This window comes from Microbacterium sp. CH12i, from assembly GCF_000685355.1.
Taxonomy (GTDB): domain Bacteria; phylum Actinomycetota; class Actinomycetes; order Actinomycetales; family Microbacteriaceae; genus Microbacterium.
Genome location: NZ_JHET01000017.1, coordinates 1 through 11738 on the forward strand (window position 1 = coordinate 1; position 11738 = coordinate 11738).

Here is an 11738-nt window from a genome sequence, read left to right on the forward strand (position 1 = left end):
GGGTGGTGAGGTTGGGTGCCTGTGGTGCTGGTTCTCCCCCGGAGCTGGTGTGGATGACTGTGACGAGGGTGATGATGATGGCGGTGGCCACGAGCGCTTCTTGCCCGAGCTTGCGGAGTGCTCGGGTTAGTGCGGTGAGGTCGGTGATGAAGCGTGTTGCTCGGCGAATGAGCCGGCGGCATGGGTGCTTTGCTGTCATGCCCTAGATGTGCGCGGCGGGCGTGAGTTGCTGGCGGGGTCGGCGCTGCGCGCCTCCGGCTAGTTGTGGCGGATGCCGACTGTGGCTCCGGTGCGGGGTCGGATGCGGCCTTTTTTCCGGTAGGACTTGAGGGGTTTGCGGGGTGCTTCGGTAAGCCATGCTTTGGATCCCCCGCGGTCGAGGCGACCGTGTGGCATGCGCACGCGGTAGGCGTATACGTCCTCGAGGATCTCGAGTCGGGCGATAGCGGCTGCGAAGTAGTTGGGGAAGGTGGCGATCTCGGCCGGCGGGAGGTAGTGGCCTCGTGTGTCCTTCTGGCCACCCTGCAGCATGCGCCTGGTGCTTGCGGGCTCGCGTTCGGTGCGGGCGATGCGTGCGACGGAGAAGGGCTCGCCGGCGAGCTTGACGACGGCGAGGTCATGGGGCTCATCCCAGCGCTTGATTCCCCAGATCTCGGCGGCGCCGGAGGGGTTCTGCTCGAGGTACTCGAGATTGCGGCGGGCGGTGATGAGCTCGGAGTATTCGTCCTCAAATGCGCCCTGTGGTGGGCGTACGAGCTCGATGACGGCCTGCTGTCTTGAGGTTGGCACGCCGTTGCGCACCCAGCGGCGGATGGTGCCCTCGGAGACGTCGAGAGCGGTGCTTGCGGCGAGCGCGTTGACGTTGCCGAGGCGGTTGTAGCTGCCGAGGGCGGCGCCGAGGATCAGTGAGAGCCGGTGTGCTCCCCAGGCGTGCTCGAGCACGGCTAGATCGGCGTGCTCGGTGGTCTGCCAGAGGGGCGTTGGCTCAGTCATGGACTTGGTCCTGGTCAGGAGGTCGTGGTGGGGGTGTCGATGCCGCGGTAGGTGAGCAGGTGGTGGAGGAATGGGTGCTCGGTCTGCTTGTAGAGCTTCTTGATGGTGGGGGTGTCGACGGCCGGCAGCTGCTCGTTCTTGGTGATTGTGATCACGGGCAAGTCGAGTTCGCCATAGATGGCCTCGCGTACGGCGCGACGGTCGTCGAGTTTGATCTCGTGGCCGAGGGTGGCGGCAGCGGCCTGCAGCGCTGTGCGCTGCGTCTTGGTGAGGGTTGCGGGTTTGACGCGGCCCTTACCTGTGGTGCTGCCTGCACGGCGGTTGCTGATGAAGGTGTCAGCTGCTTCCTTTCGGAAGAGTGGCTGTCGGCTGTTGGGGCCGGTGACGGGCAGGGGGAAGTCGATGAGGCGCTGCTTCTCGGTGCCGTTGGCGTAGGTGCGGATGGTGCTCGGTCGAACGTTGAGCTCCTGGGCGAAGTAGTCGTAGCCGACGAGCCCGAGGTCGGCGATCTCGGGCTGGGGTGTTTTCGCGTTGGTCATGGTGTTGTCCTGTCGAGGCGCTGGTGGGTGTGGGTGGACTGCTGCGCTGCGCGCAGAGAGAATGCCGGCGATGTCGATCGCTTGGCGGTCATGGCTGAGGCCTCCCTTGCCCGATGAAAAGTAGAGTACGTGACATACATAACATTACCGGTTTCGGGATGCGCTGGGAAGCGCCTGGCGGATCTATCGCCAGTTCATGCCGTCGACGCCGTGGAAGCGCCACTCGGCGTGGTATTCACCGGGGCGCTGGTAGACGGTCGTGAGGTAGTCCAGAGCGCCCTGATCGCCGCCGTTGGCCCAGGCGTCGATGAACATTTCTTGCTCTTCGGGTGTGAGGTCCTGGTGGCTTTTGCCGTTGCGGTTGTATGTCATGTCATTGGGGTCTGACGAGATCCCCTGTACGCCGTTGACGCTGACTTTGCGGGTCCGGCCGGGGAGCTCGGCTTTTGCGCGCTTGGCCATTTGTGCGCGGCCGCGTTTGGTGGTCACAGTCTGCCGCGTGCGGTCGGCGAGCTTCTTAGCCGTTTCGGGTCGGGGCTTCGAGTCGCCCTTGATCCAGTGCTGAACGGTGCGCTGGGAGACACCGAGTCGCTTGGCGGCGAGCTTGGTGTCGATTGGGTAGCGGTCGCTCTTTCCGGGGAACAGGTGGGTCAGCATGCTCTTGGGTGAGGATGTGACCTCGTTGTAGTCCTTGCCGGTGAAGAACTCGAAAACGGCGTTGCGCTGCGCGATAGCGTCGGTGTCAATGGTGCTCATCAGAAGATCTCCACGAGTTGCTGCTTGCCCTCGTAGGGGCGGGCGTCGCCGGTGAAGTACTGGGCGTGTGCGGCGAGTTCGGCGCTGCCTTCGTACTTGAAGTGGCCGAGGCCGCGGCCGTAGTGCTCGGGCTTGCCGGGCCAGGATGCTGCGGCGTCGACGTCAGGGCTGGTGTAGATCAGCGTGTCCTTGCTGATCGCGGCCGGCCAGCGGTTGGTGTCGCGGCCGATCTGGAAGACGCGACGCATGATGTTCGCTCGGGCCTTGGCGATGACGTGGTCGTAGCGGTGGGGTGCGAAGCCGTGGCGACCGCTGCGGTAGGTGTCGCTGGACATGATGCCGAGACCGGAAACGTAGACCTTCTTGAGCAGATCACGGGCGGTCTGATCGTTGGGGTCGTCGGTATCGAGGGTCTGTCGGGCGTCGCGCATGCGCTTCTGCCAGGAGTCGAAGATGCGGCCCTTCTCGTGCCACAGGTAGGCCTCGTGGATCTCAGGCTCGATGCCGAGCTCGACGGCGAGCTCCATCGTGGGAGTCGCGACCCAGACGCGACTGCCGGCAGTTGCATCGCCGGTGATTCCCGAGCGGCTGAACAGATTCGGGGTGAGCCAGTGCCCGTGCTCGGGGATGGTGATGTTCCAGTAGCCGGGGAGTTTGGTGAAGACGAGAGGCTCGGGGTGATGCGTGGGCGAGCCGATGCCGACCTCGAGGCCAGCAATCGCGGCGAGGTAGGAACCGCCGCGGTCGTAGGCGTGCGCCCAAGTGTGTTCCTTCTCCTCAGCGGTGAGTGCGCGCTGCCAGTCGAGGTCCGATTCGTCGTGGCCGGCCTCGTGCAGCACGCGAGGCGACGGGGAGGATGCGAACAGGCGATCGCGCTCAGAGCGCGGGTGCAGGGCGAACAGCAGATCAAGTCCGGTGCTCGAGGGCGTCTTGCGGTAAGGGAAGCGCAGGGCGCTGGTGAACCGCTGCAGACGATCTGCGATCTCAATGGGTGTGGGCTGGTCCTTGAGGATGGTCAACTGGAACGACGGCTCAAGGGCCGGCAGGAAACCAATGAGCACGCCGATGTCGGGGTTGTCGTCATGCCAGACCTCGAGGTTGGGGTCGAGGGCATCCTTTCCGGAGACCTGGAAGCCGGACTCACGAGCGAGGGCGATGAAACTGGCATCCGTAGTCGCTTCGTGCAGCTTCTCGCGGTAGCGGAATGATCCCGGGGCAGGCAGCTGGTCGAACGGGATGCCGAGGGACAACGCGAAATCCAGGGTGAGGTACACCTGGCCGCGTTCGGTGCGGCGCAGCTTGCTCGGGCCGGTGTTGATCTGCGTGCCGAGGCCGAGTCGCGCTGCGAGCATCGCGATCTGACCGGCGTGGGAGATCTCTTCGTCAAGGTCGAAGTGCGTGCCATCGGGCAGCCATACGCCATCGGTGTGTAGGACGGCAACCGACGCGCGGAACGGGGTGCTGCTGTTGCGCCGTCCGGCGGGGTGTGCAGGGAGCGGTGCAGCCGCGGTGGGCGCTGCCTCTTCGACTGCAGGGCGCTCTGGCGTTGGCTCTACGGTGGCTTCGTCAAGGTACGGGTCTGTCGGCGGGTACTCCTCGACCGGCGGCTCTTCGTCGATGAGCTCAGTAGGCGCGCTGGGCTTCGTGGGGGCATTAGGGGTGGGGTCGACGTCAAACAGACCACCAGGCTGGTTGTCTGGGTCGGTTGTCGGGCCATCGGTGGGTGCGCTGGTGCCTGGCTCGTCGTCGGAGCCGAGCAGCGCGCTGAGAGGGATATCCCAGACGCGAACCTTCTGCCCGCCGATACGGCGAGACCCGGAGCGCTTTCCTTCGTGGTCCTTGACGAGCCAGCCGTGGCTCTCGAAGCTGCTCGCGATCGAGTGTGTGGTCTCCGAGAAGACCTCATCGGCGCGCTGCGCGACGGCGTTGGCGACACCGATCGCTGTCGAGGGAATGAGGTAGACACGCTGGGCATCGCCCTCCCCGACGATGACGCCGATGCGAGAGCCGAGAGGGCGCCACTGGGAGACCTGGCCGGCGCTCTGATCGACCCAGCCGAGGCTGGGGGCGTCGTAGGGTGCGTCACCGTTCTGGGTGCTCAGGTGTGCGCTGCCCGAGAGCAGTGCTTCGCGGAGGAAGCCGAGGAGCATCTCGCCGGCGCCGACGTGGCGGAATCCTGCAGGGAGACGGCCTCATAGATTCCTTCGCGTGCCCAGCTGTAGAACTCGGTGGCTTCGTCCTTGGAGATCGCGTCGTAGTCGCGGAGCATCTTGAGCATGATGTAGATCCCACGGTCGAGATCAACGGCCATGTTCTCGAGGCGGTTGCGGACGCCAGAGTCGTGAGGCAGGTCGCGCAGGCGAGCTTCCCAGTAGCTGTCGGTGGTGAGAGGGGATGTGATGTCGCCCTCGATCGCGGATTGGATCTCCTCGAGCATCTGGTCGCGGCGCTGTGCGACCCACTGGATGAGGGTGGCGCCGAGCAGTGCGCGGGCGGCACGGTAGCTGCGGGACTCGAGGCGGGCGAACAGCGCCTTGCCCTTGTCGACCGACTGCGGGTGCAGCGGGATGTTGAGGATACGGCTGTCGGCGGAACCGGTCGCGGTGAGCTCACCAGTGGTGATCAGATTCGCTTCGATCGGGCGGTCCTCTCGGACGCCCCCGCGCTGAGTGGAAACCTTGCGACCGGTGGAGTTGAACCGCATGCGGGCGAGCTCGCCGAGACGGTTCTGAGCCTGCTTCGCGTTACCGTCCGGGGCGAAGTCATCGATGAGCAGCGGCAAGTGCGAAACGGTGTTTGCGCTGCGGATCAGACCGAGCGCGGAGCCGCCCTTCGCGGAGCCAGAGAGCATTTCCTTGACGCCGTGGTAGTGAACCTCGGGGGCGAAGTACTGCACGCACAGTCGACCGTGTGCGGACTTGAGCGAGGCGCGTCCACCCACCAGGTGCACGGTGGCGTCGTTGGGCTTGAGGACCGCACCCCAGGACTGTGCGAGCAGCGGAGCAAGAGCGCGGCCGATGAGCCAGGAATCCTTCGCCTCGAGGGTGCCCTTCTGCCACGCGGCACGGAGCTCTGCAGCATCTGTCGTGGGTGCGGGGAGGTTGAAGACGCTGAACAGCGAGGGCTTGACCTCGACGTCGTCGAGCGCGCCGCTCTCGGCGATCGCGCCGGTTGAGTGAATGAAGAAAGGGTTGCCATCGGCGTCCTTGCGCCAGCCGAGGGTTGTATAGACGCGGCTGTTGGTGGCGACCGTCTGGCGGGCCTTGCGGATCGCGTCCCACGCCTGGTCCTTGCCGCGACGAGTGGTGGATTCGAGGAGATTCGGCCACGGCAGCGCCTGCGACCAAGTTCCGGTCCGCAGCTGCTCTTCGTCGAACTTGACGAGGGCAGATTCCGTCTGGGGCTGGCCAGTCTCGCTGTCGATGATCGCAATGCCGCGGAAGTCGCGAACGTAGCGGAAGAACCGGATCGCGATCATGTGCGGGGCGCGGGCGATCTCACTGTCGGTGCCGTCGTCTTCGACAGCGACGGTCTGGATCTCAGCCCACCCATTGAGGACTGCGGAGTAACGCGGCTCCCACTGCACGTTGCCCTCTTCATCGGTGGCACCAGCTACCCACTTGACGCTGACAGTGATTCCGTCGACGACGTCGTACTCCTCGCGCTTGATGACAGCACGCTTGGCCGGCTGATCATCAGAAGAGAACCGGGGCGTGCCGCCGCCACCGCCGTTGCCCCCATCGCGGTTATCCGCGTCAGAGCCGGTCTTGAATGCAACGGGAGAAGGCTTCTTCGGCTCGGTGGTCGCCTCGTCGACGTCGTCCTGCTCGAGCTCGCTGGATGCGGCGAGCGCCGCGGTGACATCGCGGGGAACGGTGAGGCCGGCGGCGAGGAAGGTGTCACGGGAGATCTCGGCAGCTGCGTTCACGGTTGCTGCGAGTTCGGCGCGGGCGGGTTCGGCGCGGGGGCCGAGAGTGGTGGGGATCGTGGGCTGCAGAGACGTGATCCGCTCGAGGCGTTTGGCGGACTCACGTGCCCATGCCTCGGCGTTGCGCTCGGAGGTTGCTTGATCCTGTGCCGTCGCGGTCAGCTGGGCGTTGGCTTCTTTCAGGCAGATCTCCACCTGAGTGATCAGGCGTGTTGCCTCGGCCGCGGCTTCGAGCGCGATCGCGTCGTCGACGGTGATCTGTACGAGGGTGTCGACGGTGCCGCCGGCGGCGATGTGGTCGGTGAAGTCTGCCTTGGAGTCGGCGACGTTGGGCAGGTAGGCGCGGGCTTCGATGCCTTCGCGCAGTAGTTGCGCGGTCACGGATGCGGCGCGCTTGTAGCCGGCCTGGTCGTTGTCGACGACCAGGTGCACGCGGCCACCGCGGAAACGGTCGACGAGCTCGCTGGGGAACGCTGTTGCGCCGCCGGCGTTGGTCGTGGCGACCAGGCCTGCAGCGGTTGCGTTGTCGGCGTCCTTCTCCCCCTCGAGGAGCCAGACGTCACCGGCATCAGCGATCGTCGCGGTCACTGCGGGCAGGTTGTACAGCAGGGGGGTGAAGCCTTCGGGCTTGCGCTTGACGAAGCGGCCGGCGTTGCCGCGGTAGCTCTGAGTGAAGCGCTTGTGGCGGGTGCGTCGATGACGGTTTCCTCGCGGTGGACGCGCTGCTGGACGACTCCGGCGGCGTCGACGTAGTCGTAGGCCTTCACGCGGTCCCACTTGGCGCCGGTCAGATCCGGTGCAGGGGTGGCGAGCTCTTCGCGGGTGAGTCGAGGCGGAAGTGCTTGGCGAGGGGCTCGCGTGGTGCGGTTCTTGGTGCGGCGATCGTCGGGCAGTGGCGCGTCGAACAGGTCGCCAACGGTGAGGCCCAGCTGGGCGGTGATATCGAAAACGGATGCATCGCAGCCGAAGCAGTGCAGTGCGATCTTCCCGGCTTGGGGGTCGTAACGGACGCTCAGTGACGGGTTGGCGTCGCCGTGGACGGGGCAGAGCGCCTTGAAGGTGTTGGCACGGCGGGTGGGCTTGAAGCCACCACGGTCGAGTGCTTCCCACACGCGATCGAGGGAGTTCGTCAGCGCCGTCGTAGACGGGGTGTCGAGGGTCATCGCAAAGCCACCCCCGCGACGGGGCGGCGCACAGATGAGCTAGCGACGCGCACGAAACTGTGCACACCTGCGCTAGACATCCGCAACAAAGCGGCTACAATCATCACATACCCGAATTCTGAATAAGGGTTCACGACCTCTTGCCGGAGGTCATAACTCAAAAACACACACAACTTCCGACCCCCGCAGGTTTGCCGACCAGCGGGGGTCTTTTTGTTTCTACGCCGTCCGCGGCATGTCGAGCTCCTCGTCTGTCGCTTGGCGGGACTGCTTACGTCTTGCTTCCTCGAGCTCATCCTTGACGTACTCGGGGACATCGAGGCCGGCCTGCTGGCAGACAGCGAGTGCCAGCCAGCTGCTGATCGGGATGCCGGACTCTTCGGCGCGACGAACGAAGATCTCGTCGTACTCCGCTGGATAGCGCACAGTGCGAGTGGCGCGTAGGCCGTATGAGCGCCGGCCGGGCTTGTTCCCTGATGCCATACCCCATTCCTAACATGAACCTGATTCAGAATCACGCACTTTGGTTCGGCGAGTTGCAAGGGCGTTGAGATCTCCATGTCCATATAGGCCTCGGAAGTGCGGCTTCGCGGACATCGGGTCCGGAAAAAAAGTTTCGCGCCGTCCTGGAACACCCTCGCGCGCTCGCGTACATCGCGCGTGTGGGGTGTATGCCTTTGAAAATGTGTTCCAGGTGTTCCGGGCGCATGTTTTTACCTGGTCAGTAGTTGTTTTCGGGTGGAACACCTAGTCGTTTTTCTGGGATGAGCCGATTTAGGAAATCCCAGGTCAGCCAGTGGAACACCTGGAACACCTGTTTTTGCAGTGCTGCACGGTACACGCTAATCCCGTAAGGCGTAGGAGGGTGATTCAGCGCAAGAAAATGTTGGCGGCTCGGTGTCTGTTGGTGCAGCTGGCGTGCGGATGGGGTGGTCGGGTTCGTGGTTCACGGCGTGTCGGTGTCAGGCGATCAGTCCGGGTGTGAGTCGCCAGACGCGGGTGAGCGTGCCGTTGATGGAGCGGGGGATGCTGCGCCCTTGGGTGCGGCTGGGGTAGAGCATGTGGTTGCGTTCGAGGGCTGCGGCTACTGCGGTGGTGCTGAGGTCGGGGTTGCCGGATTCTGCACGGATGAAGGTGATGATCTCGCCGGGGATCACGTAGAGGTAGTCGTCGTCTCGTCTGCCGATGGTCCAGTCGGTGGAGCCGGTGAGTGTCGCGCCGTTGTCGAGGGCGTAGAGCAGCGCTGCGTGTGTTGCGGTGATGATCTGGTCATCCGCTGACAGGTGTGGCCGTGGTGACTCGACGTTGAGGTCGAGGTTGCGGAGCAGCACATGGCCGATGTGCAGTGCCGCGTCGCGCCGGCGGCCGTGGTCCAGGTGGTCGCTGAGCGCGATGCGTGCTGCAGCGTTGTCGGCGTTGCTGAGTGAGATGTGCGGGATCTGTGCCTGCAGGTAGGTGTGGACGCTACGGCGAGACGCGGCAGCTGCGGCGTCGTGCAGCTGCTGGTAGATCTCGATCGGGGCACGACGCCGATTGATACGGGCGAGTAGTACTCGCCCCTGGCTGAGCTCGTCGATCTTCTGCTCACCGGTGGCGACGATGATCGATGCAGCGTGCAGGGGTGAGTTGCGGCTGCTGTAGATCTCGCCTTGGATCTGCGTGAACATCGACGGGCGCGCATGAGCCCCGGCTGGCGCCGCGTCGTCGACGATGAGGGGCTCCCCCGCTCGAGCAGCTTTGCGGATCGAGAGCAGGGAGAGTTGCGGGAGCTCGAACGGTTCAACTTGACCGGTGAGATCTCCGATGACACGCGCGAGTGTGGTCTTGCCGGCTCCCGTGCGGCCGGTGATGAACACGGGCACGGGGAAGTGCGCACGGTGCGCGAACGCGATCGCACGAAGGATGTCGCCGGCGTGGGTCGGGAACGCCGTGAGCAGCGGGTCGACGCCAACGTGCCACGCCGTGCGCGCCTGCGTCGTCGAGACCGGATCAGCATCCATGATCACAGCGCGGTGTGCGTGTTATCCGTCATGCGGCTGCGCGCAGATAGGAATCGAGCGCGTCACGAATGATGTCGCTGGCATTGCGGTGCTCGAGCAGAGCCCGGGCGGTGAGAGCAGCGTCAAGTTCCTTCGACAGCCGAACCTGCCGCTTGGGGGAAGGCCCAGCCCCGGGGCGGCCGCTGAGTCCTGGCCGGCCCATCGCGGCGAGCTCGAGTGCGTCCTGCTTGCTGGCGCGCTCATCCGTGGAACCTGCAGGTGTGGGCGCCTGGTCGGTTGCGGGGATCTCATCGAGCTCGCGCAGCAGAGCATCCAGCTCGTCGGGCGTCGTGCTGGCTGCCGAGCTCAGTTCTGCGAGCCGCTCGATCGGCGCGTAGTCCTCGGCCTCCGCGCGCGCGGCGAGCGCCGCGTAGTGATCCTGTTCCTTCTTGCTGAGAGACATCAGCTTTCCTCCTTCTGCTGTCGTGACGCGATGATCGCCTGAGCGCGGGACTTGGTCTTGGGACGGAAGTGCAGGACGTGGAAGACGAACACCGTCTGCGGTGCCCGGCGGTGAACAAAGACCTCGAGGATCTGCCCGTCGCGGGCGGGACCAACGACGAGGTCAACGACTTCGCCCGTCTCGGCGTCGACGTCGAACCCCCGGAGGAAGAACAGTCGGTGCTTGAGTGCGTACCTGCCATCAGCGATCGGGTAGTGCTTCTCTGCACTGTCTGTCCACTCGATCGCCATATGACTATTGTACTACAGAAGTAAGACTTTTGTAGTCCAGAAGTGGCGTATGAACATGCGCATGTGGCGTGGGCTATGCCTTCACGGTGATGAGCTCGTCCCAGTGGGTGGTGGCGCGCTTGGATAGCATGCCGCGGTGCATCTGCCAGGAGGGTCCGGGGCGCATCCCTCCCCATCCGAGACCGAGCATGTCTCGCCCGGTCTTGTGTTGGATCTTGTCGATGATGGTGGAGATCCCGGCGTCTTCGTGAGCGTGCCGGAACAGGTCGAGGGGTTGGATGACTTCGGTGGGTCGCAGGTCGGTGAGTGTGACGCCGGCGCGCGCCCAGCGCACGCCTTCCTCAATCTGTGGCAACAGCCGGTGCGCTGCGCGGATGAGTTCTACGGGGTCGGCGGTGGGGAATGGCAGCCGGACGACCTGGCTGGGGTAACGCACCTGCTCGGTGTAGTGGCTGGTGCCGGCGAACGCGGTGAGGATCTTTGCCACCTGCCCATGCTTGACGAGCCGTGTCGATGCCTGTTGAGCGTAGATCGACAGCGCCTGTCGCATCCCGTCTCTCGTCGTGATCTTCTCGGAGAAGGATCTGCTGACGATCAGCTGCTCTTTCTTGCCGGTGCGGTCTTCCTCGGCGGGGATGCAGGCGACGCCGCGCAGTTCGAGCGCGGTCCTCATAACGACGACGTTGAACGCCTTGCGGATCATGACTGGGTCCGCGGCCGCGAGATCTGCGATCGTCGTGATTCCGTGTGCGGCAAGTCGCCGCTCGAGACGAGAGGCGATACCCCAGACCTCGGAAACGGGAAGCCGGGACATCAGCTGCTGGCGCCATTCGGGGCGCGTTGCCGGCCACACGCAGACCCCATCGAACACGGCGAGTTTCTTCGCCGTGCGGTTCGCCAATTTGGCCTCAGTGCGGGTGCCGGCGATTCCCACGCAGACGGGCACTCCGATCAGCTGCCAAATGGTGTCTTTCATGTCGCGGCCGAGCGCCTGCAGAGCCCCAGGATCGTTCGCAATCCTCGCGGGGATCTCAACGAATCCTTCATCGATTGAGTACTCCTGGTGGCCCGGTCCGAACCGTTCCAGGAGGGTGTGGAAGCGCCGACTCATATCGGCGTAGAGCTCATAGTTGGAACTCAGAGCTCGTAACCCGAGTTCCCCGCGGTATTGCATCCGATGCAGGATCCGAGTCGTCGTCTGTGTCGGAAACACTATCGGTGCGTTCGATCTACCGCGCAACATTCCGCGGGGAAGTCTTGCGTCCATCCTCAGGGTTCGCGTTTAATGCATGATTAGAGCGTTATACGGATGGATTGGATTGTCGATGGGTCGGATTCCGCATGGTGCGTCGTCGTTGTATCTCGCGAGCGGGGTGTCGTTCCTTAACGCCCACGAAGCCGTCTTTGACGCGATGCTCGAGGGGTGGCGGATGCAGCAGGTCGGTGGCCGCCGGCTCAGGGAGGACTCGGTGGCTCGGGCGCTGGGCGTGGTGCGGAGATTCGAGCCTACGCCGGGAAGAAGCCGTGGGAGTGGTCGGCGGGAGACTTCGACGAGTGGATGACTCTGCTGGTGTCGCAGAGGCAGGTGGGAGGCGTCGACGATCCGGTCGTATCAGGGTGCAGTCCG

12 protein-coding genes are annotated in these 11738 nt (G+C 64.6%); all 12 read right to left on the reverse strand.

What is annotated here, in order from left to right; translation table 11 throughout:
* A partial coding sequence (locus tag DC31_RS16500) for a hypothetical protein (RefSeq protein ID WP_036282214.1) occupies positions 1–199 on the reverse strand: 199 nt, incomplete at its 3' end.
* A gap of 59 nt (positions 200–258) precedes the next feature.
* Complete coding sequence (locus DC31_RS16505) at positions 259–993, reverse strand: hypothetical protein (RefSeq protein WP_036282215.1); 735 nt, start codon at positions 991–993, stop codon at positions 259–261.
* A gap of 14 nt (positions 994–1007) precedes the next feature.
* Positions 1008–1532: a hypothetical protein gene (locus DC31_RS16510; protein ID WP_036282217.1), complete on the reverse strand. Its 525-nt coding sequence runs from the start codon at positions 1530–1532 to the stop codon at positions 1008–1010.
* Between the two features lie 183 nt (positions 1533–1715).
* A complete protein-coding gene (locus tag DC31_RS16515) occupies positions 1716–2288 on the reverse strand; it encodes a helix-turn-helix domain-containing protein (RefSeq protein ID WP_036282219.1) in 573 nt (190 codons plus the stop codon).
* The gene (locus tag DC31_RS16520) at positions 2288–4438 is read right to left on the reverse strand and encodes a hypothetical protein (RefSeq protein WP_051607211.1); all 2151 of its coding nucleotides are present in this window, start codon (positions 4436–4438) and stop codon (positions 2288–2290) included. Before DC31_RS16520 ends, DC31_RS16515 begins: the two co-directional genes overlap by 1 nt.
* Positions 4387–6804, reverse strand: coding sequence for a toprim domain-containing protein (locus tag DC31_RS17295; protein WP_051607213.1), 2418 nt, complete (start codon positions 6802–6804; stop codon positions 4387–4389). The genes DC31_RS16520 and DC31_RS17295 overlap by 52 nt, the downstream gene beginning before the upstream one ends.
* Entirely contained in the window at positions 6801–7379 is a 579-nt protein-coding gene (locus tag DC31_RS16530) for a CHC2 zinc finger domain-containing protein (RefSeq protein WP_036282224.1), read from the reverse strand. Before DC31_RS16530 ends, DC31_RS17295 begins: the two co-directional genes overlap by 4 nt.
* A gap of 219 nt (positions 7380–7598) precedes the next feature.
* Complete coding sequence (locus DC31_RS16535) at positions 7599–7862, reverse strand: hypothetical protein (RefSeq protein WP_036282229.1); 264 nt, start codon at positions 7860–7862, stop codon at positions 7599–7601.
* A gap of 479 nt (positions 7863–8341) precedes the next feature.
* A complete protein-coding gene (locus DC31_RS16540; RefSeq protein WP_036282232.1) occupies positions 8342–9379 on the reverse strand; it encodes an ATP-binding protein in 1038 nt (345 codons plus the stop codon).
* A gap of 28 nt (positions 9380–9407) precedes the next feature.
* Positions 9408–9821 carry a ribbon-helix-helix protein, CopG family gene (locus DC31_RS18865; RefSeq protein WP_051607215.1) on the reverse strand — a complete coding sequence of 138 codons (414 nt, stop codon included), beginning with the start codon at positions 9819–9821 and terminating at the stop codon, positions 9408–9410.
* The gene (locus tag DC31_RS16550; protein WP_036282233.1) at positions 9821–10111 is read right to left on the reverse strand and encodes a hypothetical protein; all 291 of its coding nucleotides are present in this window, start codon (positions 10109–10111) and stop codon (positions 9821–9823) included. Before DC31_RS16550 ends, DC31_RS18865 begins: the two co-directional genes overlap by 1 nt.
* Before the next feature lie 73 nt (positions 10112–10184).
* Positions 10185–11285 (reverse strand): Y-family DNA polymerase, encoded by a 1101-nt coding sequence (locus DC31_RS16555; RefSeq protein WP_152545474.1) that lies wholly within the window; start codon positions 11283–11285, stop codon positions 10185–10187.
* Between the last annotated feature and the right edge of the window lie 453 nt (positions 11286–11738).